The sequence below is a fragment of the Serratia sp. DFXYC6 genome (assembly GCF_057196085.1).
Genome location: NZ_JBXUNV010000001.1, coordinates 1,635,401 through 1,661,798, shown reverse-complemented (window position 1 = coordinate 1,661,798; position 26,398 = coordinate 1,635,401). Strand labels below are relative to the sequence as shown.

Annotated in this window: 25 protein-coding genes; 9 read left to right on the top strand and 16 right to left on the bottom strand. The window is 62.2% G+C overall.

Going from position 1 to position 26,398, the window contains the following annotated elements:
• Nucleotides 1–39 precede the first annotated feature (39 nt).
• The gene (locus tag AC2CGQ_RS08020) at nucleotides 40–1,308 is read right to left on the bottom strand and encodes an MFS transporter (RefSeq protein WP_031300458.1); all 1,269 of its coding nucleotides are present in this window, start codon (nucleotides 1,306–1,308) and stop codon (nucleotides 40–42) included.
• A gap of 147 nt (nucleotides 1,309–1,455) precedes the next feature.
• Here AC2CGQ_RS08020 and AC2CGQ_RS08015 point away from each other — a divergent pair, with 147 nt between their 5' ends.
• The 3 genes from AC2CGQ_RS08015 (at nucleotide 1,456) to bioD (ending at nucleotide 4,536) form a co-directional block, all read left to right on the top strand.
• Nucleotides 1,456–2,346 carry a LysR family transcriptional regulator gene (locus tag AC2CGQ_RS08015; protein ID WP_004938523.1) on the top strand — a complete coding sequence of 297 codons (891 nt, stop codon included), beginning with the start codon at nucleotides 1,456–1,458 and terminating at the stop codon, nucleotides 2,344–2,346.
• Between the two features lie 159 nt (nucleotides 2,347–2,505).
• Nucleotides 2,506–3,723, top strand: a complete 1,218-nt coding sequence (gene mlc / locus AC2CGQ_RS08010; RefSeq protein ID WP_004938526.1) for a sugar metabolism global transcriptional regulator Mlc — start codon at nucleotides 2,506–2,508, stop codon at nucleotides 3,721–3,723.
• 144 nt (nucleotides 3,724–3,867) lie between these two features.
• A complete protein-coding gene (bioD, locus tag AC2CGQ_RS08005) occupies nucleotides 3,868–4,536 on the top strand; it encodes a dethiobiotin synthase (protein WP_004938529.1) in 669 nt (222 codons plus the stop codon).
• A 5-nt stretch (nucleotides 4,537–4,541) separates the two neighbouring features.
• On the opposite strand, the gene AC2CGQ_RS08000 is transcribed toward bioD, so the two are convergent.
• A complete protein-coding gene (locus tag AC2CGQ_RS08000; protein ID WP_462199409.1) occupies nucleotides 4,542–5,036 on the bottom strand; it encodes a DUF2938 domain-containing protein in 495 nt (164 codons plus the stop codon).
• Between the two features lie 70 nt (nucleotides 5,037–5,106).
• Here AC2CGQ_RS08000 and AC2CGQ_RS07995 point away from each other — a divergent pair, with 70 nt between their 5' ends.
• Entirely contained in the window at nucleotides 5,107–5,499 is a 393-nt protein-coding gene (locus AC2CGQ_RS07995; RefSeq protein WP_015377779.1) for a helix-turn-helix domain-containing protein, read from the top strand.
• On the opposite strand, the gene clcB is transcribed toward AC2CGQ_RS07995, so the two are convergent.
• The 5 genes from clcB to AC2CGQ_RS07970 form a co-directional block, all read right to left on the bottom strand.
• Nucleotides 5,496–6,797, bottom strand: coding sequence for a voltage-gated ClC-type chloride channel ClcB (gene clcB, locus AC2CGQ_RS07990; RefSeq protein ID WP_033633138.1), 1,302 nt, complete (start codon nucleotides 6,795–6,797; stop codon nucleotides 5,496–5,498). The two genes, AC2CGQ_RS07995 and clcB, sit on opposite strands and share 4 nt — an antisense overlap.
• Before the next feature lie 125 nt (nucleotides 6,798–6,922).
• A complete protein-coding gene (osmV, locus tag AC2CGQ_RS07985) occupies nucleotides 6,923–8,062 on the bottom strand; it encodes an osmoprotectant ABC transporter ATP-binding protein OsmV (RefSeq protein WP_015377781.1) in 1,140 nt (379 codons plus the stop codon).
• The gene (osmW, locus tag AC2CGQ_RS07980; RefSeq protein ID WP_004938544.1) at nucleotides 8,059–8,709 is read right to left on the bottom strand and encodes an osmoprotectant ABC transporter permease OsmW; all 651 of its coding nucleotides are present in this window, start codon (nucleotides 8,707–8,709) and stop codon (nucleotides 8,059–8,061) included. Before osmW ends, osmV begins: the two co-directional genes overlap by 4 nt.
• 8 nt (nucleotides 8,710–8,717) lie before the next feature.
• Nucleotides 8,718–9,575 carry a glycine betaine ABC transporter substrate-binding protein gene (locus tag AC2CGQ_RS07975; protein WP_198509697.1) on the bottom strand — a complete coding sequence of 286 codons (858 nt, stop codon included), beginning with the start codon at nucleotides 9,573–9,575 and terminating at the stop codon, nucleotides 8,718–8,720.
• 64 nt (nucleotides 9,576–9,639) lie between these two features.
• A complete protein-coding gene (locus tag AC2CGQ_RS07970) occupies nucleotides 9,640–10,356 on the bottom strand; it encodes an ABC transporter permease (protein WP_004938551.1) in 717 nt (238 codons plus the stop codon).
• A gap of 509 nt (nucleotides 10,357–10,865) precedes the next feature.
• Here AC2CGQ_RS07970 and AC2CGQ_RS07965 point away from each other — a divergent pair.
• Nucleotides 10,866–12,353 carry an MDR family MFS transporter gene (locus tag AC2CGQ_RS07965; RefSeq protein ID WP_484593561.1) on the top strand — a complete coding sequence of 496 codons (1,488 nt, stop codon included), beginning with the start codon at nucleotides 10,866–10,868 and terminating at the stop codon, nucleotides 12,351–12,353.
• A gap of 50 nt (nucleotides 12,354–12,403) precedes the next feature.
• Here the strand turns inward: AC2CGQ_RS07965 and AC2CGQ_RS07960 are convergent, their stop codons facing one another.
• Complete coding sequence (locus AC2CGQ_RS07960; protein ID WP_004938557.1) at nucleotides 12,404–12,703, bottom strand: DUF1161 domain-containing protein; 300 nt, start codon at nucleotides 12,701–12,703, stop codon at nucleotides 12,404–12,406.
• Nucleotides 12,704–12,792: 89 nt separating this feature from the next.
• Nucleotides 12,793–13,161: a DUF1283 family protein gene (locus tag AC2CGQ_RS07955; RefSeq protein WP_004938560.1), complete on the bottom strand. Its 369-nt coding sequence runs from the start codon at nucleotides 13,159–13,161 to the stop codon at nucleotides 12,793–12,795.
• A 148-nt stretch (nucleotides 13,162–13,309) separates the two neighbouring features.
• Here AC2CGQ_RS07955 and AC2CGQ_RS07950 point away from each other — a divergent pair, with 148 nt between their 5' ends.
• Nucleotides 13,310–13,636, top strand: coding sequence for a YnfA family protein (locus AC2CGQ_RS07950; RefSeq protein WP_172574686.1), 327 nt, complete (start codon nucleotides 13,310–13,312; stop codon nucleotides 13,634–13,636).
• Nucleotides 13,637–13,672: 36 nt separating this feature from the next.
• On the opposite strand, the gene ydfG is transcribed toward AC2CGQ_RS07950, so the two are convergent.
• The 5 genes from ydfG to fecI form a co-directional block, all read right to left on the bottom strand.
• Nucleotides 13,673–14,422 (bottom strand): bifunctional NADP-dependent 3-hydroxy acid dehydrogenase/3-hydroxypropionate dehydrogenase YdfG, encoded by a 750-nt coding sequence (ydfG, locus tag AC2CGQ_RS07945; RefSeq protein WP_016927858.1) that lies wholly within the window; start codon nucleotides 14,420–14,422, stop codon nucleotides 13,673–13,675.
• A gap of 125 nt (nucleotides 14,423–14,547) precedes the next feature.
• Nucleotides 14,548–15,069, bottom strand: a complete 522-nt coding sequence (locus AC2CGQ_RS07940; RefSeq protein WP_004938571.1) for a GNAT family N-acetyltransferase — start codon at nucleotides 15,067–15,069, stop codon at nucleotides 14,548–14,550.
• A gap of 200 nt (nucleotides 15,070–15,269) precedes the next feature.
• Nucleotides 15,270–17,621: a TonB-dependent Fe(3+) dicitrate receptor FecA gene (gene fecA, locus AC2CGQ_RS07935; protein WP_484593560.1), complete on the bottom strand. Its 2,352-nt coding sequence runs from the start codon at nucleotides 17,619–17,621 to the stop codon at nucleotides 15,270–15,272.
• Between the two features lie 114 nt (nucleotides 17,622–17,735).
• Nucleotides 17,736–18,692, bottom strand: a complete 957-nt coding sequence (fecR, locus tag AC2CGQ_RS07930) for a ferric citrate uptake sigma factor regulator FecR (protein ID WP_242142187.1) — start codon at nucleotides 18,690–18,692, stop codon at nucleotides 17,736–17,738.
• Nucleotides 18,689–19,213: a ferric citrate uptake sigma factor FecI gene (gene fecI / locus AC2CGQ_RS07925; protein ID WP_015377788.1), complete on the bottom strand. Its 525-nt coding sequence runs from the start codon at nucleotides 19,211–19,213 to the stop codon at nucleotides 18,689–18,691. Before fecI ends, fecR begins: the two co-directional genes overlap by 4 nt.
• Nucleotides 19,214–19,639: 426 nt before the next feature.
• Between fecI and guaD the strand changes: the two genes are divergently transcribed.
• The 3 genes from guaD (at nucleotide 19,640) to dcp (ending at nucleotide 24,244) form a co-directional block, all read left to right on the top strand.
• On the top strand, nucleotides 19,640–20,956 hold the full coding sequence (gene guaD, locus AC2CGQ_RS07920; protein WP_261438266.1) for a guanine deaminase: 1,317 nt from the start codon (nucleotides 19,640–19,642) through the stop codon (nucleotides 20,954–20,956).
• A 191-nt stretch (nucleotides 20,957–21,147) separates the two neighbouring features.
• Nucleotides 21,148–21,876, top strand: coding sequence for a hypothetical protein (locus AC2CGQ_RS07915; RefSeq protein ID WP_015377790.1), 729 nt, complete (start codon nucleotides 21,148–21,150; stop codon nucleotides 21,874–21,876).
• 166 nt (nucleotides 21,877–22,042) lie between these two features.
• Nucleotides 22,043–24,244, top strand: coding sequence for a peptidyl-dipeptidase Dcp (gene dcp, locus AC2CGQ_RS07910; protein ID WP_021505249.1), 2,202 nt, complete (start codon nucleotides 22,043–22,045; stop codon nucleotides 24,242–24,244).
• Nucleotides 24,245–24,315: 71 nt separating this feature from the next.
• On the opposite strand, the gene AC2CGQ_RS07905 is transcribed toward dcp, so the two are convergent.
• Nucleotides 24,316–25,626 carry an MFS transporter gene (locus tag AC2CGQ_RS07905; RefSeq protein ID WP_004938595.1) on the bottom strand — a complete coding sequence of 437 codons (1,311 nt, stop codon included), beginning with the start codon at nucleotides 25,624–25,626 and terminating at the stop codon, nucleotides 24,316–24,318.
• Between the two features lie 142 nt (nucleotides 25,627–25,768).
• Nucleotides 25,769–26,398, bottom strand: a complete 630-nt coding sequence (locus AC2CGQ_RS07900; protein WP_015377792.1) for an N-carbamoylsarcosine amidohydrolase — start codon at nucleotides 26,396–26,398, stop codon at nucleotides 25,769–25,771.

Below are 26,398 nucleotides of genomic sequence, written 5' to 3'. Positions count from 1 at the left end.
GCATGACGAGCCGCGGCTAACCACCGCGGCTTTTTCCATTCACAGGCGCGCCGCTTCCGGCAGCCGTTTCAGGTAATGCACCACCAGCAGCGCCAGCAATAGCATCAGGCTGATAAACGCCGCCACGCCATTCCAGCCGAAGCTGTGCCAGAACACGCCGCCCAGGGTGCCGGCCACGCTGGAGCCGACGTAATAGCAGAACAGATACAGCGACGACGCCTGGCCTTTGGCGCGGCGCGCACGGCGGCCGATCCAGCTGCTGGCCACCGAGTGGGCGGCGAAGAAACCGGCGGTGAACAGCATCATGCCGATAAAGATCGCCGGCACCTGCGGCAGCGCGGTAATCAGGATCCCGATCAGCATAATCACGATCGACGCCAGCAGCACCGGGCCGCGCCCGAAGCGCGAGGTGAGCGCGCCGGCCTTGGGCGAACTGTAGGAGCCGGTGAGGTACACCACCGACAGCAGGCCGACGATCGCCTGGCTCAGGTGATAAGGATCCGCCAGCAGGCGATAACCGATGTAGTTGAACAGGGTGACGAAGCTGCCCATCAGCAGGAAACCTTCCGCGAACAGCAGCGGCAGGCCCTTATCGTGCCAATGCAGTTTGAAGTTGATCAGCAGGGTGCGCGGGCGCAGCGAGCTGGCGCGAAAATGCCGCGAGGCGGGCAGGATGCGCCAGAACATGCAGGCGGCGGCGAGGGCGAACAGACCGATGACCCCGAGCGAGACGCGCCAGGAGAAGAAGTCGGTCAGCACCCCGGTCACCAGACGGCCGCTCATGCCGCCGATCGAGTTGCCGCTGATGTACAACCCCATCGAGAAGGCGACGAAGCTGGGGTGGATCTCTTCGCTGAGGTAGGTCATGCCGACCGCGGCGACGCCGCTCAGCGACAGGCCGATCAATGCGCGCATCAGTAAAATGCCGTGCCAGCTGGTCATAAAGGCGCAAATCAACGTGCAAACCGCCGCCAGCAGCAGCGCCACCACCATCACCGACTTGCGGCCGATGGCGTCGGACAGCGGCCCGGTAAACATCAGGCCGATCGCCAGCAGGCCGGTGGAGACCGAGAGCGACAGGCTGCTTTCCGCCGGCGAGACGCCGAAGTCTTGCGACAGCACCGGCAGGATCGGCTGCACGCAGTAAAGCAACGCGAAGGTCGCCAGCCCGGCGGAAAACAGCGCCAGCGTGACGCGCATAAACTGCGGCGTGCCGCGTTCGATATAGGGGAGTTTATTGTTGAGGGTGGAGCGTTTTACTTTTGGCGCAGCGGCCGCGTCATCGTTGGCGGCCAGCGTCGACGGCATCACGGCCGCAGAACGCACAGGGGTTGTCACAGCGTTTCCTTACCGAACTTCGGGGAGATAAACAGACACTTTGCAGATAACAAAATGATAGGGAGCGGCGAATTTTTTGTCTAATATATTAATAATTACAATTAAGACTTTTTAAATATGAATATCGAGTTGAGACACCTGCGTTACTTTATCGCCGTGGCCGAAGAGCTGCATTTTGGCCGCGCCGCCGAGCGGTTGCGCATCTCCCAGCCGCCGCTCAGCCAGCAAATTCAGGCGCTGGAAGAGATGGTCGGCGCGCGGCTGCTGGCGCGCAACAACCGCAACGTCAGTTTGACCCAGGCCGGGGAGATGTTCCTCAAAGAAGCCTATCAGGTGCTCGATCAGGTCGGCCGCGCGGCGGAAAAGGCGGCGCGCCTGGATCGCGGCGAACTGGGGGAAATGACCATCGGCTTTACCTCTTCCGCGCCCTTTATCGGCGTGGTGGCGCGCAGCCTGCGCGCCTTTCGCCAGCAGTCCCCGCAGGTGCACATCAAGATGCGCGAAATCAACACCAAACAGCAGATCGAACCGCTGCTGAACGGCGAACTGGATCTGGGGGTGATGCGCAACACGCGGCTGCCGGAAGCGCTGCACTATCAGCTGCTGCTGCGCGAACCGCTGGTGGCGGTAGTGCCGGAAGGGCATCCGCTGGCGGAAACGCCCGGCGGCGCGCTGCGGTTTCAACATTTGGCGCGGGAGCCGTTCGTTTTCTTCTCGCGCGAAGTGGGCACCGCGCTGTACGACGAAATTCTGCTGCTGCTCGGCAAGGCCGGCATCACCCCGTATATCACCCAGGAAGTGGGGGAAGCGATGACTATCATCGGGCTGGTCTCCGCCGGGTTGGGAGTTTCGATTCTGCCGGCGTCTTTCGCCCGGGTGCGGGTGGACGGCGTGCGCTATTTGCCGCTGGCGGAGCCGGACGCCACCACCGAAGTGTGGCTGGTGCACCACCGCCGGCGGCCGTTGACCGCGGCGGCGCAGTCGCTGATGGCGTTGATGCTGAAATGACGTTGAGCTTGGGCAAATAAAAATCAATTCACGCTGAAATTGCGAGGAATTTGTGCAGCAAATCACATAACGAATCAAATAGTTGACGCTGTATGACAAAAGCCCCACCATAACCCCTAGTCTTTATTTAGAAGCGCGAAAAATAGTAGGAGCCGGTTTGTGATTGCGGTTGGGCAGCCTGGGCATATCGATCAAATCAAACAGACCAATGCGGGGGCGGTTTATCGGCTAATCGATCAACTGGGTCCGATTTCGCGCATCGAACTGTCAAAACGCGCGCAGCTGGCGCCCGCCAGCATCACCAAGATCGTGCGCGAGCTGCTGGAAGCCCATCTGGTCAAGGAAACCGAGTACCAGGAGATCGGCAGCCGGGGGCGCCCGGCGGTGGGGCTGGTGCTGGACACCGAAGCCTGGCACTACCTTTCCGCACGCATCAGCCGCGGCAGCATCACGCTGGCGCTGCGCGATCTCAGCAGCAAGCTGGTGGTGGAGGAACAGCTGCCGCTGGCGGCCGAACATCCCGAACCGCTGCTGAAACGCATCCTGACCGAAGTCGATCAATTCTTTATTCGCCACCAAAGCAAGCTGGAACGGTTAACGGCGATCGCCATTACGCTGCCGGGCATGATCGACGTGCAGTCGGGCGTGGTGCACCGCATGCCGTTTTACGACGTGCTGGAGATGCCGCTCGGCCCGGCGCTGGAAACCCGCACCGGCCTGCCGGTTTACCTGCAGCACGACATCAGCGCCTGGACCATGGCCGAGGCGCTGTACGGCGCCTCGCGCGGCAGCCAGAACGTGATTCAGGTGGTGATCGACCACAACGTCGGCGCCGGGGTGATCACCGGCGGCCATGTGTTGCACGCCGGCAGCCACAGCGTGGTGGAGATCGGCCACACCCAGGTCGATCCCTACGGCAAACGCTGTTACTGCGGCAACCACGGCTGTCTCGAAACCGTGGCCAGCATTGAGAACATGCTGGAGATCGCCCAGCAGCGGCTGAGCGGCTCGATGAGCTCCAGCCTGCACGGCGCGCCGCTGACCGTCGAATCGCTGTGCGACGCCGCGCTGGCGGGCGATCAGCTGGCGCGGGACATCATTCTCGGCGTCGGCCACAGCGTGGGGCGCATTCTGGCTATCATGGTCAACCTGTTCAATCCCGAGAAGATCCTGGTGGGCTCGCCGCTCAACCGCGCGGCGGAGATCCTGCACCCGGCCATCGCCTCCTGCATTCGCCAGCAGGCGCTGCCGGCCTACAGCGAGCAGGTCAAGGTCGAATCCACGCAGTTCTTCAATCAGGGCACCATGCCCGGCGCGGCGCTGGTGAAAGAGGCGCTGTATAACGGTTCATTGCTGGTGCAACTGCTGCAAGGCTAACATCAGAACCTCTTATTAATTCCGCAAAAGATTGAGCTACCTCAAGCCCCTAAGCGGCAGCATCCCCTAGAATTTTTCCGAAATACTTCTTCGCCGCCGGTGCGGCGATACATTGTTAACGGGGCATTCTGGGGCATTTTATTCATGTTGAAGCGTTTATTTGTGACAGGCACGGATACCGACGTCGGTAAAACCGTGGTTTCCCGCGGGTTGATGCAGGCGCTGGCCGCCGAAGGCCGTTCGGTGGCCGGCTACAAGCCGATCGCCGCGCGCTGCCAGGAAACCAGCGAGGGCATCCGCAATAAAGACGCTTTGGTATTGCAGGCATCTTCAACCCTGCCGCTGTCCTACGAGGAGATCAATCCCATCACCTGCCTGGATGAGGTGTTTCATGCGCATGCGACCGAGGACATCAACTATGGCGTGATGAGCAGCGGTCTGCGGGATCTGTCGGCCAAAGCCGATACGGTGGTGGTGGAAGGCAGCGGCGGTTGGCGGGTGCTGATGAACGATCTGCGGCCTTACGCCGAGTGGGTGGTGCAGGAACAGCTGCCGGTGGTGCTGGTGGTGGGCATCAAGCTGGGCTGCGTCAGCCACGCGTTGCTGACCGCACAGTCGATTATCAACGACGGCCTGCCGTTGCTGGGCTGGGTCGCCAACCGCATCAACCCGGGGTTGGCGCACTATGCCGAAACCATCGCGGCGCTGCAGCAGCGCATTTCTGCGCCGCTGCTGGGTGAAATTCCGTACCTGCCGCGCGCGGAGCAGCGCGAACTGGCGCACTACCTCGACATCTCCACGCTGCTGCGCTAGCGCGCTCAGGCCAGGAAAGGGGCCAACAAACGGGCGGAGACAAACAGCCCCAGGCCGTACACCGTATGCACCAGCAGGCTGATGATGCGGCTACGCGTCGGATTGGGGGTGTTCGCCGCCGCCACGCCAAAGCCCAACGCCGGCTGCATCACGAAGAAGGGCGCCGCCAGGCTCAGCCAGCCGCTCAACAGCGCGACCAGCGGCGTCGGCGCGGCGTACCACGCGATGCCCGCCAAGCCGAGCGGGATAAAGGCGAAGGCGACGCCGATCGCGTAGTGCAGCAGCCATCCCATCGCTTTTTCTCCCCGCCGCACCGGCGCAGCCATGATCGGAGCGTGATAAAACCGGCCGTCGAACAGGCCGATAAACCAGCGGCCGACCAGCGCGTAGTTAAGGGGCGGGATGCCCAGCACGCGCTTTTGCACGATGGTCCACAGATCGGTGCACAGCGTGGCGCCCACCCCGGTCAGCAGAATCATCAGTAAAATTTCTGTCGTCATTTTCGTGTCCTTAAAGTCACTCATGGTGTAATGTGCGCACAGTGTGCAACTTAAAGTCGACTTCAAGTCAATGGAAAAAGAACTGGATATTGGCGAGGTGGCGCGTTTGAGCGGCATCGCGCCCTCGGCGCTGCGGCATTACGAGAAAAAGGGGCTGATCGCCTCGATAGGCCGCAACGGTTTACGTCGCCAATACGCCGCCGGCGTGCTGGATCAACTGAAGCTGATCGCCCTTGGGCGGCTGGCGGGATTTACGCTGGATGAGATCGCCTCGCTGTTTGACGATCGAGGGCGCATCGCCCTCGATCGTCGGCTGCTGGCGGCGCGGATTGAAGAACTGGATCGCACCCTGCGGCGTCTGGGGCAGGTGCGCGCCGGTTTGCAGCACATGGTCGATTGCCCTGAACCGGAGCACCTGCAGTGCCCGCAGTTCAGGAAGCTGCTGCAGCAGGGCGAGTTTTAAGCCTCGCGTTTGGGCGGCGGCGCGGTGTGGTAGACCGATACCGGCCGCAGGCCGCGCGACACGGTGGTGGCGATCACGCAGGCCAGCAGAATGCCGGGCAGCAGCGCGTATTCGCCGGTCATTTCAAACACCATCAGCGCCGCCATGATCGGCGCATGGGTGGTGGCGGCCAGCAGGGTAGCCATGCCGGTCAGCGCCAGCAGCAGCGGCACCGCCGCATCCATCCCCGGCCACAGGCCGAACAGCTGGCCGATCATCGAACCGAGCGCGGCGCCGACGAACAGCGTCGGGGTGAAGACCCCGCCGGGCGCGCCCGACCCGCTGCTGGCGAGGATCGCCAACAGCTTGCATACCAGGATCGCCCCCAGCAGCAACACCCCCGGCGGCGCGATCAGCAGCGCCTGCACCACGCTGTAGCCATTGCCCCATACCTGCGGGAACAACAGCGAAAGCAGCCCAACGATCAGGCCGCCCAGCGCCAGCTGCAGCGGCGGCTTCAGGCGCAGCGATCGGAACGCGCGGCCGGTGGCGGTCATCAACCATAAAAACAGCGGCCCGCCGGCGCCGGCCACCACGCCGACCAGCGCCATCAGCAGGTATTGCGTCGGCAAAGGGGCGGCGAGCGGCGTCACCAGGTAGAGCGGCGCCTGGCCGCCGTTGAGCAGGTTGGTCATCAGCAGGGCGCTGACCGCGGCGATCACCACCGGGCCGAGCGAGGCCAGCATCAGGGTGCCGAACAGGATCTCGGCGATAAACAGGCTGCCCGCCAGCGGCGCATGGTAGGCGCTGGCCATCCCGGCTGCGGCGGCGCAGGCCACCCACAGTTTCCATTCTTTCTCGTGCGTAAAGCGCTGGGCAAACAGCGAGCCCACCAGCGCCGCCAGCAGGATCATCGCGCCTTCACGGCCGATGGCGCTGCCGCTCGACACCACCAGCAGCGACGCCAGACACTTCACCAGGCTGGCGCCGGTGTCCAGCTTGCCGTTGCCGGTCTCGATCGCTTCCATATAGTCGGTGGGCGCCGCCGGGCGCTGGTGGCGGTAGCGCTGGTGAACATACAGCAGCAGGCCCGCCGCCAGCCCGCCCAACGCAGGCGTCAGGGCGCGCCGCCAGCCGGGCAGCGCGGCGGCGGCGGCCACCAGACTGCCGTCGGCATTGCCGAGCAACAGCCACTCGAGGCCAATCATCGAACGGTGGAACAGCCACACCGCCAGGGCGGCGGCGACGCCGATGAACACGGCGATAAACAGGCTGCGCAGCAGGGCGCGATAGTGGTGCAGGTGGACCAATCTTTTCATGCGTGGGCGGCGTCGTGAGAAAAATCAAAGGGTCATCAGCGCATTGTGCTTGGCGCTCCGGCCGATGACCAGTGAATCTTTATCAAACTGCGGCATGGGCGGGGCGGTCGGCGCCCCGGCGGGGGTTATTGCGGCGTCAGCACCCGGCGCGTGCGGCCGGAGCTAAGGTAGTCAGCGATATAATCCTGCGAGATTTCGCCGCTGTAGCGGCCGTCTTCATCGACGATCGGCATCCAGGACGTATTGTGCTCATACAGCTTCGACAGCACCACGCGCAGGTTCTCTTCCGCGCGGGCGGTGACGCGAAAGTGGTGCAGGCTGTCGGCGCATACCCCCGGCGCACCGCGCGCCTCGCGGCGTTTGACGTAACCCAGCGGTTTGCCGTCGGCGTCCACTACCGTCACCGAACGGGCGTCGATATCGTCCATCAACCCGAATGCCTCTGTCAGCGGCGTTTCCCGGCGTACCGTCACCGTCTCTTGTTGGTCTGCCACGTCGCCGGCCTGCACCAGCAGCAGGCGCTTCAGCGTGCGATCCTGGCCGACAAAGGAGGCGACGAAGTCGTTCGCCGGGCGCGCCAGCAGCTCATCGGCGCTGGCGTTCTGCACGATCTTGCCCTGGCGGAACACCGCGATGCGATCGCCGAGCTTCAGCGCTTCGTCGATGTCGTGGCTGACCAGCATCACGGTCTTCTTCAGCTGACGCTGCATGTCGAGAAACTCGTTTTGGATGGTTTCGCGGTTGATCGGATCCACCGCGCCGAAGGGTTCATCCATCAGCAGCACCGGCGGATCGGCCGCCAGCGCGCGGATCACGCCGATGCGCTGCTGCTGCCCGCCGGACATCTCTTTCGGGTAGCGGTGCAAAAAGCGCTTGGGATCCAGCGCCACCATGCTCATCAGCTCCTCGGCGCGATCGTGGCAGCGTTTTTTGTCCCAGCCCAGCATGCGCGGCACTACGGTGATGTTCTCCTCGATGGTCATGTTGGGGAACAGACCGATCTGCTGGATGACGTAGCCGATTTTGCGGCGCAGGCTGACGGTATCCAGCGCGCTGGTGTCTTCGCCGTTGATCAGAATGGTGCCGCCGGTGGGTTCGATCAGGCGGTTGATCATCTTCAGCGTGGTGGTTTTGCCGCAGCCGGATGGGCCGAGCAGCACGCAGATTTCGCCTTCCGGCACGTCCAGATTGATGTTGTCGACGGCGTTGAACGGCGTGCCGTTCTTTTGCATGAACTGTTTGGTCAGATTTTCCAATTTAATCATGAGCGGATCCCCTTGGGCGTGAGCGCAATTTGCAAACGGTGCAATAACCAATCGAGGACGATCGCCAGCAGGCTGATCATCACGGCGCCGGTAATCAACTGGCGGATGTCGCTGCTGCTGATGCCGTTGAGCAGCAGCAGGCCGAGGCCGCCGGCGCCGATCACGGCGGCTATCGCCATCACGCCGATATTCATCACCACGGCGGTGCGAATGCCGCCGAAAATCACCGGCAGCGCTACCGGGATCTCCACCCAGCGCAGGCGTTGCCAGAAGGTCATGCCGATGCCGCGGCCGGCTTCGCGCAGCCCGCCGGGCAGGTTGTCGAGCGCGGTGTGGGTATTGCGCACGATCGGCAACAGCGAATAGAGGAACACCGCGGTGATCGCCGGCACGTAGCCGATGCCGTGGCCGATTAAGGAAAACAGCGGGATCATCAGCCCGAACAGGGCGATGGAGGGCACGGTCAGCACCAGCGTGGCCAGGCTCAGCACCGGTGTCGCCAGCCATTTGTGGCGGACGATCAGCACGCCGAGCGGCACGCCGATCAGGATCGCCAGGCCGACGGCGATGCCGACCAGCAGCAGGTGTTCCAGCGTCAATCCGGCGATATAGGCCCAGTTTTGCCAGGCGTAAAGTAAGGTATTCATCATGCCTCCTAAATCAGGCCGCGCTGCTTGAGGAACGCGTCGGCGACCTGTTGCGGCGTCTGGTAGTCGATATCCACTCTGGCGTTAAGCTCGGTGATCACCTGATTGTTGAACTGTTTCGACAGCGTGTTCAGCGCCGCTTCCAGCCCCGGCGTGTTTTGCAACACGTCGGCGCGCACCACCGGCGTGACTGCATAGCTCGGGAAATAGCCTTTGTCGTCTTCCAGCACCTGCAGATCGAAGCCTTTCACCCGGCCATCGGTGGTGTATACCAGCCCGGCGTCGACGAAGCCGTCGCGGATGGCGTTGTAGACCAGGCCGGGATCCATCTGGCGGATTTGCGGGCGATCCAGCGGCATGTCGTACAGCGCCTGCATCGGCTTCAGGCCGTCCGAGCGGCCGGCAAATTCCAGATCCAGCCCCAGCAGCCAGTTGTGTTTCGGGTCGGTTTTACGCACCTGTTCCACTTTGGCCACCAGCTGCGACATCGTGCGGATCTGCTCTTTTTCCGCGCGCCGGCGCTGCATGGCGAAGGCGTAGGTGTTGTTCATGTCCGCCGGCTGCAGCCACACCAGGCCGAGTTTGGCGTCGAGCTTTTTCACCGTGTCGTAGGTTTCCTGCGGCGACATGCGCTTATTGATGTGGTTAAAGATGATCAGCGAGGTGCCGGTGTATTCCCAGGTCATGTCGATCTGCTTGTTGATCATCGCGTTGCGGGTGATCACCGTAGCCAGATTGGTCTTGGGTTCGACCTGAAAACCCTTGGCCCGCAGGTATTGCACGGTGATCGCCGACAGAATGCGCTGTTCGGTAAAGTTCTTGCTCGCCAGCGTCAGCGGGGCGGCCCAGGCGGCCGCGCCGGTCATCAGCAAGGAGAACAGCAGCGCGTGGCGGAGTCGTTGTAACCATCGAGTCATCGCGTTTCTCCCATCAGGATGCGGTGTGCGGGCTGAGCCGGCGGCCGAGACCGGCCAGCGCCAGATCGAGCAGCAGGGCGATCAGCGCGGTGGCGGCGGCGCCGAGGATCAGCGTCGGGAAGTCGTTCAGGTAGATGCCGGGGAAGATCAGCTCGCCATAGCTGCTGGCGCCGATCAAAAACGCCAGCGGCGCGGTGCCGACGTTAATCGCCATCGCGATGCGCACCCCGGCGAAGATCACCGGCAGGGCATTGGGCAGTTCGACCTGGCGCAGCCGCTGCCCGGCGGTCATGCCAATACCGTTGGCGGCCTCGACCAGCGCCGGCGGCACCGAACGCAGGCCGGCATAGGTATTGCGCACGATAGGCAGCAGCGAGGCGAGGAACAACGCCACCACCGCTGGCCGGTCGCCGATGCCGATGATCACCATCGCCAATGCCAACACTGCCAGCGGCGGCAGGGTGTTGCCGACGTTAAAGATCTGCATCACGTGCTCCGCCCAGCGGCGGGCGAAAGGGCGGCTCAGCAGGATACCGCTGGGAATGCCGACCAGCAGCGACAGCAGCATCGAACACACCACCAGGAACATGTGCTGCTGACCGAGGTAAATCAAATCTTCCCGGCGCGACTTGAGGGTTTCCCAACCGATGCCGTAAACCAGCAGCGCGATGACGGCGATAAACAGCAGGCTCCCGAGGAGCAGGCGCCGGTATGGCGCTGACTTGTGCATGATGTTGCGTCCTCCGTTGCGCGGAGCGGCCGACAAGACGGCGCATTCCGCTCTGATTGTTACCCACGGCCCGGCGGGCGTGGCGGTACAAAACGGGCGTTTCGCATGAGGTTAGCGACATTGAGCGAAGGGTGCGTTCGGCACAGCGTGCTGAACGTAGGCTCAATACGTGAGTTAATCAGCATAAGATACTGATATTTAAACCCGAGAAAGCACGAAGCCCAAAGGCGCCGGCTAGGGAAGGTATAGCACCCTGTCGTTGACCGTGCCAAGTTTTATGAACAAAATCAGCTGATTGAGTTTGCCCGTATTGGCGCCGCAGCCCGCGTCAGCGCTGGGATGCGGGTAAAATGAAAAAAATCCACGGCAAAACGTTACGCCGTAACAGTTAGTCCAAATGGTGCGATTCGCCGCCGGCAAAGGCAGGATGTGAGGGCGAATAGACTTGGCGCTGGCGCTTGCTGATATACTCAGGGAAAATAAAAACGCCAGGAAACCTGCATAACGCCATGACAAATAACGTTTCACCCGCACCCATTGCCCACCGCCCGCTGATCCTGATCGCCTGCATGCTGGCGATGTTCATGTCGGCGATCGAAGCCACCATCGTCGCCACCGCCATGCCGACCATCATCGGCGATCTCGGCGGCTTCTCGCTGCTGGGCTGGGTGTTCGCGGTCTATTTGCTGGCGCAGGCGATCACCATTCCCATCTACGGCCGGCTGGCGGATCTCTACGGCCGCAAGCGGGTGTTTTTCTTCGGCGCGACGCTGTTCCTGCTGGGATCGGTGCTGTGCGGCTTCGCCCCCGACATGTATTGGCTGATCGGCTTCCGCTTATTGCAGGGATTGGGCGCCGGCGCCATCATGCCGATCGCGTCCACCATCATCGGCGACATCTACAGCGCCACCGAGCGGCCGAAGGTGATGGGTTACCTGTCGAGCGTGTGGGGCGTATCGGCGATCATCGGCCCGCTGCTGGGCGCGTTTATCGTGCAACACCTGCCGTGGGCGCTGGTGTTCTGGGTCAACCTGCCGATCGGCCTGTTGGCGATGTTCTTCCTCTGGCGCTATCTGCCGGCGCATCAGCAACTGCGGCGGCACGCGCTGGATCTGGCGGGCACCGCCTGGCTGACGCTGTTCGTTTCGGCGCTGCTGCTGGCGCTGTTGCAGATGGAAAGTCTCGGATGGTGGGTGGCGCCGTTGCTGGCGCTGGCGGCGGCGTCGCTGGCGCTGCTGATCCGTCAGGAGCGGCGCGCGGTCGAGCCGCTGTTCCCGCTGGCGCTGTGGCAAAGCCGGGTGATCGTCGCCGGCAACATCGGCGGGCTGGTGATCGGCGCGGCGATGATGGGCATCAGCGCCTTTCTGCCCACCTTCATTCAGGGCGTGATGGGGGGCTCACCGCTGGAGGCGGGCACCACGCTGGCGCTGATGTCGATTGGTTGGCCGCTGGCCAGCACGCTGAGCGGCCGTTTGATGCTGATGACTTCGTATCGCGCCACGGCGCTGTTGGGCGCGCTGCTGCTGGTGGCGGGCGGCCTGATCCTGCTGATGTTGCAGCCGGACGGCGGTCTGATGTGGGGCCGGGTGGCGGCGTTTATGGTCGGCGCCGGCATGGGATTGTGCAACACGACGTTTCTGGTTTCGGTGCAGAACGCGGCGCATTACAGCATTCGCGGCATTGCCACTGCCTGTACAGTGTTTACCCGCATGGTGGGCTCGGCCATCGGCACCGCGATTTTGGGCGCCACGCTGAACCTCAACCTGCAGTGGCGTTTGCCGGAGATTGACGATCCGGTGCAGCGGCTGATGGAGCCGGCGGTGCGGCAGAGCATGGGGAGCGAAGCGCTGGCGCAGCTTATCCAGCAGGTGGCGGCTTCGCTGCATTGGGTGTTCCTGGTATCGGCGTTGGTGTCGTTGCTGGCGCTGGCGGCGGCGATGCTGATCCCGGCGCGTTGTCGGCCGCAAGGCGAAGAGGAAGAGGCGGAGCAGGCGTAAAGGAAAAGGAAAGGGCGCGGCTGTTGCGCGCCCTGGGTAGCCGATGCGGCTTACTGCGCGTTGGAGGTGTCCTGGCTGGTGCCGGTCTGCGCCGCGTCACCACTATCGTCGCCGTTGTTTAGGCGGGTATAAACGATCTTCTGGGTGTCGTTTTCGCAGTGGCCGACCACCTGGCCGCCCGCTTGATCGGCCTGATCGTTAGGCACGATCTCCAGTTTGAAGCCGGACTCCGGAACGCCGTTATTGACGATTTTTTGCGAAATGTCCGCTTTCACGCTTTCACAGGAGGCCAGAGCCGCCAATGGGGCGCCGGCCAGCAAGACAGCGGTTAATATCAGCGTTTTCTTCATCACGTCATCCTTTTAGACAATGAACTTCCTGTAACAGGATAGCAGCAACGGCGGCCGGGTTTCACGCTTGCCCGCCCGCCGCAGGCGGATTAAGGATTAATCCGACGCCCGGTCTGGCGATCCAGACATTTACGGGTGTCCGGTTCCCAGTACGCGTTGACGTTGTTGCTGTCGTTGCAGCGGTCTTCGTCATCCGCCGCGCGATCGGCCTTGTCGAACTCTTTCTCGACGCGAGTGTTGACCTTGTGGCGCAGGGATTTGGTATCATTCCACTGCTCTTTGCTTTGGCGCGCTTCTTCGGTGCTCATCGCGCCGCTGCCTTTGCCATCGACGGTGACGCAGGTACTGCCCTGCGTGCAGGTGGCGGCCAGCGCCGGCGCCTGCCAGGCGCCCATAACGGCCAGCATGGCGACCGGCAGCATCCCGCGCAGCAGTCGTTGGGTCGAAAATGTTTTCATCGTTTCATCCTTATGAGTGAGTGCGCCTGATGATGGCGACACTGGCGTTACCTCGCCCGCAGGCGTGGTGATAAATATACCACTGCGCTCCTGGAATTCACCAGCCAAGCGCCGATTCGTTTACTTTACCGAGAGAAAACTGCGACCGATGTTAAAAACCACGCTGTTGTTTTTCGCCACCGCCCTGGCTGAAATTATCGGCTGTTTCCTGCCTTACCTGTGGCTGAGGAAGCAGGGCAGCGCCTGGCTGCTGCTGCCGGCGGCATTAAGCCTGATGCTGTTTGTCTGGCTGTTGACGCTGCATCCGGCGGCCAGCGGGCGGGTCTATGCGGCCTACGGCGGTGTGTATGTGGCGACTGCGCTGCTGTGGCTGCGAGTGGTGGACGGGGTGAAGCTGTCTGCGCTGGATTGGGTCGGCGCCGGCGTGGCGCTGGCGGGCATGCTGATTATCGTTTCCGGCTGGCGCGCGGCCTGAGGAAACGCGGCGGGAGTCGCCTCCCGCCGTCGCGGCTCAGGCGCCGCGGTGGATGTTCAGCCCGGCGAAGGACTGGCTGACCGGCATCATTTCCAGCGTGTTGATGTTGACGCGCGCCGGCAACGTCGCGACCCAGAACACCGACTCGGCGATGTCTTCCGGCGTCAGCGCATCGGCGCCTTCGTAGGTTTTGTTGACCTTGCCGTCATCGCCTTTGAAGCGCACGTTGGAGAACTCGGTGCCGCCCACCAGGCCCGGCTCGATATCGGTCACGCGGATGCGCGTGCCGTGCAGATCGGCGCGCAGACCCAGGCTGAACTGTTTGACGAACGCCTTGGTGGCGCCGTACACGTTGCCGCCGGCGTAAGGCCAGTTGGCGGCGGTGGAGCCGATGTTGATCACATGGCCGACGTTGCGCTCGACCATGGCGGGCAGCAGTGCGCGGGTCATGTTCACCAGCCCTTTGGCGTTGGTGTCGATCATGGTTTCCCAGTCATCGGCGTTGGCCTTGTGCGCCGGCTCCAGCCCCAGCGCCAGCCCGGCGTTGTTCACCAGCACGTCGATCTGGCGCAGCTCGGCCGGCAGTGCCTCGATCGCCTGTTGAATGGCGGCGCGGTTGCGCACGTCGAGCCGCACGATGTGCAGCGCTTGGCCGAGTTCTTCCTGCAGCTCTTCAAGACGCTCAAGGCGGCGCCCGGCGGCGATCACCTGGTGGCCTTCACGGATAAAACGGCGCGCGATCGCCTCGCCGAAACCGGAGGTGGCGCCGGTAACAAAAATAATCATGTTGCTGTTCCTCAACTGTTTTTACCCTACATGCCTCTATCATTAGCACAAACCCGCAGGCAGTGGCAGGGGTTATCACGGCGGAAAGCAAAAAAGATGACACCGGGCCGGCGGCCCGATGCTGACTAGCGCTGAGGCGGCAGGTGATACACCACGGCGTCATACTTGATGCGCTCGCAACGGCCGGCCAGCACGCCGCCCAGCGACTCGACGAGGCGGCGGCTGGCGGTATTCTGCTCGGCCACCGGGTAGAGAAAGTGCGGCGGCTGAAAGCGCTCGCTGGCCCAGCGCGCGATGCCCTGCACGATTTCGCGGCCGTAGCCCTGGCCATGCAGGCTCTCTTTAACCCAGATGCCCAGCTCCGGGGTGTGGCTGCGCAGATTATGCGCGCCGCCGACCCCGACGAACTGCCGGTCTTCGCGCCGACGGGCGACGAAGATCACTTCTTCACCTTCGCGCATCAACGGCAGCCAGCCTTGCCAGACGTTGGCGAAATCCTCCGGCGACGCCTCCGGCTCAAAGGTCATAAAGCGCGTCAGAGTGGGGGTGATCGCCTGGTAAACATCGTCGGCGTCTGCTGCGGTAAAGGGGGCAATCAACAAACGGTCGGTGTCAACGCGGCACTGAGAAAGGTCATTATGATTCATCTTATTCCCTCGCTTTTCAGGCCAGAATGGCAAAAAAATCCGCGCCCATAAGTTGGGGCGGATCGTCGATATTACGCGCATTGGCGTCAGAAGCGACTTATTTTTCGCCGCTGCGGCGGCGCGGAGGAACGGCTTTATGTGACGGCGTCACGTTGATGAGAAAGACGGCGAGCACGGTTAACCGCGCCCGCCGCTGCGGATCAGAACTTCACCGAACCTTGCAGATAAATCGTGCGCGGCTGGCCGATGTACAGACCCTTGTTGTTGTCGTCATAGGCGCGGGTGAAATACTCGTGGTTGAACAGGTTTTTCACGCCGACGCCCAGATTCAGGCCGGCCATTTCCGGGCCGAAATCATAGGCGGCGCGCACACCCCACAGCATGTAGCCAGGGATGCGGCCGGTGCTGCCGTCGGCGCTTTCCGCCACGGTGTTGGCGTTGTCGGCGAACTGGCTGGACTGGAACTCGCCGTTAAGGTTAAACGCCCAGTTGCCCGGCGTGTAGTCCAGCCCCAGCGTGCCTTTATGCTTCGGCGAGAACGGCACCTGGTTGCCCTTGTAGCCGCCGTCTTCGCGGATGGTGGCGTTGACGTAGGCGTAGCTGGCGTAGGCGGTCAGGTCGTCCAGTTTCGGTGTCAGCTGCGACAGATCGTAACGCAGGCTGCCTTCCAGCCCGGCGTGGCGGGTTTTGCCGCGCGCGGTCACGCTGTCGGTCACCTGGTTGGAGTCGTACTGGTTGTTGAAGTTGATCAGGAACAGCCCGATCTCGCCGGTCAGCGCATCGCCGGCGTAGCGGGTGCCCAGCTCCCAGGTGCGCGCCTTCTCCGGTTCAATTTTGCCGCTGTCGACCGCTTTGCCCATCTGGCTGTATTGCACGGTGCCGAAGGAGCCTTCGGTGTTGGCGTACAGGTTCCAGTATTCGTTCAGGTGATACATCACGTTCAACGCCGGCAGCGGCGCGTTATAGCTGACGTCGAGGCGGTTGTTCTTGATGTAGTTGTTCTGATACGACTTGATGTACTCGTAACGCATGCCCGGCGTGAGGGTCCAGTCGCCGATGTCGATGCGATCGTCGATATAAAACGCGTGCGCCTCGGTGCCGGACTGGGTGTCGCGATCGTACGGGCTGGCGGTGGACGGCAGCCTGCCGGTGCTGGCTTTGCTGGTGTAGCGCAGTTCGTGGGTGGATTCGCTGACGTAGCGGTAGCCGACGCCGACCTCATGCGCCGAGTCGCCCCAGCGGAAGCTCTGGCTGTAGCGCGGTTCTACGCCGCGCACCCAGTATTCGCGCGGCGACAGCGTCAGGTTCTTGCCCTGATCCAGATAGCCGCTGCGCAGGGTGTAGGTGTAGAAGCTCTGCACGTCGAACTTGTGCTGCCGATCCGGCTGATATTGGTAGCCGAAGTTCGCCAACTGGCGGCGGCCCCAGAACTTGTCGTACGGGCGCGTCGACTGGAACGGGTTGGCGTTGTAGTCCGCCCGGCTCAGTCCGCCCGGCATGTTCGCTTCGCCTTCGTAGTATTGCAGCAGGCTGTTGAAGGTGTGCACCTCGTTCGGGGCGTAGCGGCTTTTCAGCATCACGTCGTCGATCTTGGTCGCGCTGTGCTCGCGCCAGTCGCTGCCGCGGGTGCCGGAGTAGAGCAGCGCCGCGCCGAAGCCGTTGTCGGCGGTGCCGCCGATCATCAGGTTGCCGGTGCCTTTCGGGTGATCCTGGCGCGAGGTCGGGCTGAGCTGCCCCTGCATGCCGGCCTCCATGCCGAAGGTTTTCGGGATGGCGCGGGTGACGAAGTTGACGACGCCGCCGACGCTCTGCGGCCCGTAGCGCACCGCGCCGCCGCCGCGCACCACGTCAATCGCATCCATATTGCCGAGCGAGACCGGCGCCAGCGACAGCTGCGGCTGGCCGTAAGGGGCGAAGGGCACCGGAATGCCGTCCATCAGCACGGTGGAGCGGCTGGCGAGGCGCGGGTTGAGGCCACGAATGCCGAAGTTCAGCGCCATATCATGGCTGCCGGTGCCGTTGTTCTCCGGCGCCACCACGCCCGGCACGCGGTTCAACGCTTCGCGCACGGTGGTGGTGCCGGTTTTGGCGAAGTCTTCGCGGCGCACCACGTCGCGCGCGCCGGGGTGTTCGAACACGTCTGCCTGACGGCCTTCCGCCAGCCAGTCACCGACTACCGTGATGTCCTCTTCCTTGTGCGGCTGCGGCAGTGTGGCCAGCGTGTAACCGTTGTTGCCGAGCGCTTTAGCCTGCAGGCCGCTGCCCGCCAGCAGGGCGTTCAGGCCGTCGTCGACACCGTAGCTGCCGTTCAGGCCCGGCGAACGTTTACCTGCGGTTAACGCGCCGTCTACCGAGAGTGCGATGCCGGCGCGAGCGGCGAAAGCGTTCAGCGCGCCGTCCAGCTCACCGGCTGGAATGTGATAGGTTGCCGCGGCGCTGGCGGCGCTCGCTATCAGCGGTGCGGCGAATGCCAGGCCAATAGCCACGGCCAGCGGTTTGGCCCGTTTTCCCCAAAGCGAAGCCGGAGCGACCTTTCCCCAAGCGTTGTTCATACCTTCTCCTGAATCATTTTTATTTATTGCTGCAGTGTTTTCCTGGGAGTCGGATGAGCAAGGCAAAAGGGACAATCAAAAATGCGATTTTTTATCATTTTCATTTAAAAAGATTCAGGCGGGGACGATTTGCAGCCAATAGCGGGTAAAGCTCTGCAGACGTATCGGCAGGGTCTGGCTGAGCAGGGCGAGGGCGCGATCGGTATCGTTGAGCGGGAAACTGCCGCTGACGCGCAGGCCGGCGACGGCCGGATCGCAGCTCAGGTGGCCGCGCCGGTAGCGCGCCAGTTCGGCGATCACCCGGTCCAGCCGCCACTGGCTGACGCTCAGCACGCCGCGCAGCCAGCCGTCCTCCGCCGCAGCCGATTGCTTGTCGCCGAAGGCCGTGGCGCTGAAGCTAATCTGTTCGCCGGCGTTCACCCGGCGCGTTTGCCGCGCGTCCTGCGCCAGCTGCGCTTCAACCGCATGCTCCAGCACCGTCAGGCGCGTCTCGCCAGCGCTCTCACGCACCAAAAAGCGGGTGCCGAGCGCGCGCATCGCCCCCTGCGGGCTTTGCACCCACAGCGGCCGGGGGTCGCGTCCGGTAATCAGGCTGATTTCCCCGGCGTGCAGGCGGATCAGCCGTTGACGATCGTCGTAATGTACGTCCACCGCGCTGGCGGTGTTCAGCACCAGCTGGGTGCCGTCGCTTAACACAATGGGTTTGATCTCGCCGGTGGCGGTGCGGTAGTCGGCGCGTAGCTCCCGGCCGAACGGCGACTGGTAAAGGAAGCCGCCGCCGCCCACGCCGAGCAACAGCAGCAGGCTTTTCAGCAGGGTGCGGCGATCGATCGCCGCCTGGCGGCCGGCGCGGTCGAGCGCACGGTAGCTGAACTTGCCCGGCACGCCCTGCAGCTGGCTCTGCAGCGCTTCGACGCGCTGCCAGGCCCAGCGGTGATCGTCATGCTGCTGATGCCAGGCTTGCCACTGTTGGCGCTGGCGCTCGGTGACGTGCTCGTCGCACAGCAGCGCATACCAGTGTGCGGCCATTTTCAGCGCCTGGCGCTGCTCGGGGGTGATGGCGTTGCTCATGAATAAACGTCGTTTTCCAGGCTGAACAGCAGGCAATGCTCGGTGGCTTTGGCCATGTATTTTTTAACCGAGCTGACCGACACGCCGAGGCGCGCGGCGATGTCCGCATAGCCCAGGCCTTCGAGCTGCGACAACAGAAAGGCCTGCTTCACCTTGGGCCCGAGGCCGTCGAGCATGGCGTCGATCTGCTGCAGGCTGTCCAGCAGGCTCTGGCGCTGCTCCGGCGACGGGGCATAGCCTTCCGGGATCAGCGCCAGCATCTCCAGATAGGCGCGCTCCAGCGTTCTGCGGCGGAACAGATCGACCATCACCCGTTTGGCGACGGTGACCAAAAAGTCTTTCGGTTCGCGCAGGGTTGCCGCGGCGTCGCTTCTCAGCAGGCGCATAAAGGTGTCCTGCGCCACATCGTCCGCATCGAACGCGCAGCCCAGCCGCCGACGCAACCATCCCTGCAACCAGGCGTGGTGGGTGGCGTAAAGGCGCGACAGCGCGGCGTGCGGGGCAGAGGCGGTGGCGGACATGGTTTTCGCATTGCTGGTCAAAAAGATGCGCGGATGATAATTGAGAATGGTTATCGTTTCAAGTTTGGCCGTTGTCCTTAGGCCGAGATTCAACCCCCAGGCGTGGTGTTGAAATAAGCCGTGCGCCGTGAAGATATTCGCTTGCTCATTCAAGGTGCAGCGACGCGATGTTATTTTGGCAGGCAAACGGTTGCTATTGATCCGCCGTCGAAGACTGAGCGTGGGTCTTATTCTCTTTCGCCGGCCTATGCTTTCAGGTTAATTACCAATCAATTGTTTTTATTTAAAAATATATTTTATCGCCGCCTGTTGGCATGCGGCTTGCTATGCTTAAGCCGGTCTTTACGTTTGGGCAAAAAAGCCTTGTTTCATCGGCGCAGGTTATTTCGCGGGTGAGCTTGGCCGGTCGTCACAAGGAAGAAAATAATGGCACTGCAATTCACCACGGCTATTCGGGGCAATTTTTTTGATATCGCAGCCTGTGTGGAGGCGCCGCAACAGCTCGAGGAACGCCTGCGGCATGTTCCCGACGGTTTGCTGCTGCTGAACGACGGCGTCATCGTCTGGTTCGGCAGCTGGCAGCAGGGCGAGGCGCTGCTGCCGCCGGGCTTCACGGTCACGGAATATCACGACAAGCTGATCGTGCCGGGATTTATCGATACCCACATCCACTACCCGCAAACCGAAATGATTGGCGCCTATGGCGACCAACTGCTGGACTGGTTAAACAATTACACCTTCCCGACCGAAAGCCGTTATGACTGTGAGCAGCACGCCGATGCGATGTCGGCCTTCTTTTTGCAGCAGTTGCTGAGTAACGGCACCACCACCGCGCTGGTGTTCGGCACCGTGCATCCACAGTCGGTCGATGCGCTGTTCAGCCAGGCGGCAGCGCTGAACATGCGCCTGATCGCCGGCAAGGTGATGATGGATCGCCATGCGCCGGAGGCGCTGCTGGAAACGCCGGCGCAGAGTTACCGCCAGACGCGTGAGCTGATTGAACGCTGGCACGGCAAAGGCCGCCTCGGTTACGCCATTACGCCGCGCTTTGCGCCCACCAGTACGCCGGCGCTGCTGGCGCAGGTGCAGCGGCTGCGCGAAGAGTATCCCGACGTTTGGCTGCAGACGCACCTGAGCGAGAACCCGCAGGAAGTGGCCTGGGTAAAAGCGCTGTTTCCGCAGCACCGCAGCTATCTGGATGTTTACCACCGTTATGGCATGACCGGCGATAAAAGCGTGTTCGCTCACTGCCTGCACCTGGAGGAGCAGGAGTGGGACTGCCTGTGCGATACCCGCTCGGCGATCGCCTTTTGCCCCACCTCCAACCTGTTTCTCGGCAGCGGGCTGTTTGACCTGCAGCAGGCCTGGCGCAAGCGGGTGAAGCTCGGCATCGGCACCGACGTGGGGGCCGGCACCACCTTCAATATGCTGCGCACGTTAGGCGAGGCGTACAAGGTCGGCCAGCTGCAGCATTACCGGCTCTCCGCCGTAGAAGCGTTCTATCATGCCACCCTGGGCGGCGCCCGCGCGCTGGCGCTGGACGACAAAATCGGCAACTTCAACGTCGGCAAAGAGGCGGATTTCGTGGTGCTCGATCCGGCGGTGACGCCGCTGCAGCAGCTGCGTCACGCCAACAGCGCCACGTTGATGGAGCAAGGGTTTGTGCTGATGACGCTGGGGGACGATCGCAATATTTATTGCACCTATGTGGACGGTAAGGTGGTTTATCAGGCGGCGCGCTGACACAGCCGCATTCATTCCTGGTATTGAAGCGTCCAACGTCGCTGTCTTTCTCTGGTTATTGTGCGGGAAAAGGCGGGAGAGACGTGAAGTCATTGGTACAGGGTTAACACTGTTGAGCGGATACTATTTATTTATCAGGAATGACACTGCGCGTATTTTTAATTAAACACTATATAAAGGATTTATTGCTCATGCTCGTATCTGACCCCCGTTATCACTTGTTAGCCGTCTGCAGCGCTCAGCATCTGCGCGCTGTAGCTGAAAGGATCTGTGCTCGCGATAAACTAGAACCGCTAGCATTTGATGCTGTTCTTTGGCGGAGTTGTTGGACATCACCACTGCCAACCATATCGCCAGAGTCGTCAAGTGAGTTTTTGCAATCGGTGGGGCATGTTTATCCTCGCGCCACTTATGAGCTAAGGTCTTGGCTCATCTCTGGCGGACGTAAGTTGGATCTGCAAGCTGCCGACAAGCTGATTTATCTTGCTCGCGTGATCGAGAAGGAGTGGAAAGTTGAAGAGCAACCTTCTGTTTGGCGCAAGCACCCCAGCAACAGGCTTAATGGTTATGCATACAATATCGTACAGATTCTTATACATACCAGCGTATCTGAGGACTATCCAAAGGAGAATAATATCTCTCACCGGCATGATTTGCTTACGCATTCACCGAGTAACTCAAGGCTCACGGCTTGGATGGAAAAATATCAACATAGCTCAAAAGATCCCTTTGTTTTCGCACGGCTTGATGTGACACGTATCAGTAATATGAGGGAGTTGTTTCTGTGGCAGATTTCGCTTGAAACCCGTAGCGGATTATATACTTCGGCAACCTTCGAGGCTGCAGTGGGGAAAAGAATCAGGTCATACGATCGTCCGGTGCCCGGTCGGCGCATTCAAGCGTTTATAGGTTATATCTAATCGAGTTAACGCACCGCTATACGCCACAGGGAGCGAATCATCATGGGAGGAATATTCTAATCACTTGTTTTTGCTCAAACTGCCAACTGCGCCTAAGCTAGGTGGTGACTCAGAGGGAGCCATTCCCCGAGACCTTATTCCGTGAACATGGAGGAGTTTCGATTTGATGCGTTTATCCACATTGGTGCTGGCGATCGGCATGGCGCTGGGCTCGCAGGCACAGGCAGCAGAAACCCAACCTCACGCCGACCATAGCGCGCTGCCCAGCGGCCAGGCGAAGGAGGCTACCGTGACCGGTGAAGCCAATCAGCACGACAAGCAAAAGACCCAAAACCCGTTCTTCTATCAAAGCCGTCTGCCGTTCCAGGCGCCGCCGTTCAACCTGATCAAGGAGAGCGACTACGCGCCGGCGATCGAAGCGGGCATCAAGCAAAAGCGGGAAGAGGTGGAGAAGATCGCCAACAACCCGGCCAAGCCCAACTTTAAAAATACCTTCGTGGCGCTGGAGCAGGCCGGTTCGCTGCTGACGCGGGTGATGAACGTGTTCGGCGCCATGACCTCGGCCAACACCAGCGACGCGCTGCAGAAGCTGGATGAAGAGACCTCGCCGAAGCTGGCGGCGCTGAACGACGACATCATGCTCAACGGCAAATTGTTCGCGCGCATCAAGGCCATTTATCAGGATCGCGATGCGCTGAAGCTGGATCCGGAATCGCGCCGGCTGGTGGAAGTGACCTACAAGAACTTCGAGCTGGCGGGCGCCAACCTGTCGGACGCTGACAAGGCCAAGCTGAAAGCGCTGAACCAGGAAGCGGCGACGCTGAGCACCCAGTTCACCAACAAACTGCTGGCGGCGAGCAAAAACGGCGCGCTGGCGATAACCGACCCGGCGAAGCTGGACGGTCTGTCCGAAGGCGAACTGGCCGCGGCAGCGCAGGCGGCCGCCGAACGCAAGCTGGAGAAACAGTGGCTGCTGGTGCTGCAGAACACCACGCAACAGCCGTTGCTGCAGAGCCTGAAAGATCGCGACACCCGCAAAGCGCTGTTCGACGCCTCCTGGACGCGTGCGGAGAAGGGCGACGGCAACGATACCCGTCAGACCATTTCCCGTCTGGCCAAGGTGCGCGCCGAGCAGGCCAAACTGCTGGGCTACCCGAACTACGCCGCCTGGAAGCTGCAGAACCAGATGGCCAAGACGCCGGATGCCGCGCTGAGCTTTATGCGCAACATCGTGCCGGCGGCCACCGCGCGCGCCGAGCGTGAAGCCAAAGACATACAGGCGGTGATCGATCAGCAGAAGGGCGACTTCAAGGTGCAGGCCTGGGACTGGCAGTTCTACGCCGAACAGGTGCGCAAGGCCAAGTACGATCTGGACGAATCGCAGATCAAACCTTACTTCGAGCTGAACAACGTGCTGAACAACGGCGTGTTCTACGCCGCCAACCTGCTGTACGGCATCAGCTTCAAAGAGCGCAAGGACATCCCGGTCTATCAGCCGGACGTCAAGGTGTATGAAGTGTTCGACAAGGACGGCAAATCGCTGGCGCTGTTCTACACCGACTACTTCAAGCGCGACAACAAGGGCGGCGGCGCCTGGATGAGCAACTTCGTCGATCAGTCGAAGCTCAACGGCACCAGGCCGGTGATTTACAACGTCGCCAACTTCACCAAACCGGCGCCGGGCCAGCCGGCGCTGCTGTCGTATGACGACGTGATCACCATGTTCCACGAGTTCGGCCATGCGCTGCACGGCATGTTCGCCGATCAGGAGTACCCGAGCCTGTCGGGCACCAACACCGCGCGCGACTTCGTCGAATTCCCGTCGCAGTTCAACGAGCACTGGGTCAGCGATCCGAAAGTGTTCAGCCATTTCGCCAAGCACTACCAGACCGGCGAGGCGATGCCGCAGGAACTGGTCGACAAGATCAAGAAGGCCGACAAGTTCAACAAGGGCTACAGCATGACCGAGTTGCTGTCCGCCGCGCTGCTGGACATGCACTGGCATATGCTGACCGCCGATCAGCCGCAGCAGGACGTGGACAAGTTCGAGGCCGAGTCGCTGCAAAAAGACAAGGTGGATCTCAGCTATGTGCCGCCGCGCTACCGCTCCAGCTACTTCCAGCATATCTGGGGCAACGGCTACGCCGCGGGCTACTACGCCTATCTGTGGACGGAAATGCTGGCGGACGACGCCTTCCAGTGGTTCACCGAACACGGGGGCCTGACCGCCGAAAACGGCCAGCGCTTCCGCGACATGATCCTGTCGCGCGGCAACAGCCAGGATCTGGAGAAGCTGTACATCGACTGGCGCGGCAAAGAGCCGAGCATCGAGCCGATGCTGATCAACCGCGGGCTGAAGGACGAGTAAGTTCGGCCATTCCCGGTAAGCAAACAAAAGGGCGCGTTATGCGCCCTTCGTCTTTTTGGCTTGGCCGACAGTCAGCGGTTCACCACCTTGGCCGGCAGGGCCACCACCAGCAGCGAGCTGAGCAGCAGGCAGCCGGCGAAGGCCCAGAGCGCGCCGCCGCTCTTGCCGGTCAGATCCAGCGCCAGCCCCATCAGCGAATTGCTCACCAGCCCGGCGATGTTGGCCAGCGAGCAGGCCAGCGCGAAGCCGGTCGCCGCCGCCGTGCCGCGCAGGAAGGTGGCCGGCAGGCTGAAGAACACCGGCACCGCGCCGATGATCGCCGCCTGGGCGATGGAGAACAGCAGCACCGTGGCCAGCGCATTGTGGGTGAAGAAGGTGCTGCCGGCCATCGCCAACGCGCCGACGATAAACGGCACGATGATGTGCCAGCGCCGTTCGCGCAGCCGGTCCGAACTGCTGCCGATCAGCAGCATGCCGAGCAGGGCGGCGACGCTGGGGATCGCCGTCAGGTAGCCGATGGTGGTGATGTCGGTGACGCCGGCGGTTTTGATGAAGGTCGGCATCCAAAAGCCCATGGCGTAGGCGCTGAGCAGAATGGCGAAGTCGATGCCGCCGAGCATCCACACTTTCAGGTTGAAGAAGCCGTCGCGGAAGCTGTGCTTGCCGTGATCGGCCTCGGCGTCGTCACGCGCCAAATCGTCGGCGATGCGCTGCTTTTCCTCGGGCGTCAGCCACTTGGCCTGCTGATAAGTGTTAGGCAACAGCCAGAAGGTCAGCACGCCCAACAGCACGCTGGGAATGCCCTCCAGCAGAAACAGCCACTGCCAGCCGTGCAGCCCGTGGCGCATGTCGAAATGGCCCATGATCCAGCCGGAGAGCGGCCCGCCGATCACGCTGGAGAGCGGCAGGCCGATCATGAACAGCGCGATGATGCGGCCGCGGCGATAGGTCGGGAACCACAGCGTCAGGTAAAAGAGCACGCCGGGCAGGAAACCGGCTTCCGCCACGCCGAGCAGAAAGCGAATGACGTAGAACTGCGTCGGCGTGGTGACGAACATGGTGGCGGTGGACAGCAGCCCCCAGGTGATCATGATGCGGGCGATCCACATCTTGGCGCCGACGCGCTGCAGGATCAGGTTGCTCGGCACCTCGAACAGAATATAGCCGACGAAGAACAGCCCGGCGCCCAGGCCGAAGGCCGCTTCGCTCAGCTGCAGCGCGTCGGCCATCTGCAGCTTGGCCAGCCCGACGTTGATGCGATCGAGGTAGGCCGCCAGATAACACAGGCAAAGAAACGGGATCAGTTTCCAGGTGATTTTGCGGTACAGCAGCAGCGATTCTGCGTCCGCTTTCCCCGCCAGCGGGGTGTCGACAATGGCCATGATGTTGTCTCCAGGTGGTGCGTGTTGGCCTCCGCAGGAGGCGCCTGTTGTGTTTGCGTTGCATGGACGCCGCCCTGTTTCGGGCGGTCGCCTGAGGTGCTGTCTGCGCCTTCGTTATTGTCGTTGCAGGTGAATCGTTGATTCATAACCGGTTCAGATAGTCGAGCGCCTCCCGTTTGTGCACCACGTCGCCGTATTTGCTGTCGATGTCGAACAGGTTGGCTTCGTGCGGGCCGGGGTGACGATCGCCGACGCACTCGCGCACCACCATGGCGCGAAAGCCGTGCTGTACCGCGTCCACCGCGCTGGCGCGGATGCAGCCGCTGGTGGAGCAGCCGATCATCAGCAGCGTGTCGATCCCTTGCGCCACCAGCAGCGGCGCCAGCGCGGTGCCGAAGAAGGCGCTGGCGTATTGCTTGCTCAGCACCACCTCATCGCCCAGCGGCGCCACCGGCGGGCAGAACGCCGCCAGCGGGTTGCCTTCCACCATGTCCTTCATCACCGGCGCTTTCTTGACCCACAGGCCGCCATCGGCAAAATGGCCTGCATGATAGCGGATATGGGTGTGGATCACCGGAATTCCCGTTCGGCGCGCGCAGGCCAGCAGCTCGCGGCTTTCCTCGACTGCGCTTACTACGCCCGGCGCGAACAGCGGCGCGCCTTCGGTGGTGTAGGCCTGCATAAAGTCGATCGCCAGCAGCGCCGGGCGCCGGCCGAAGCCGATGCGCTGGCCCCAGACGCCGCGATAGTTGTCGCTGAGGGTGTCGTTCAT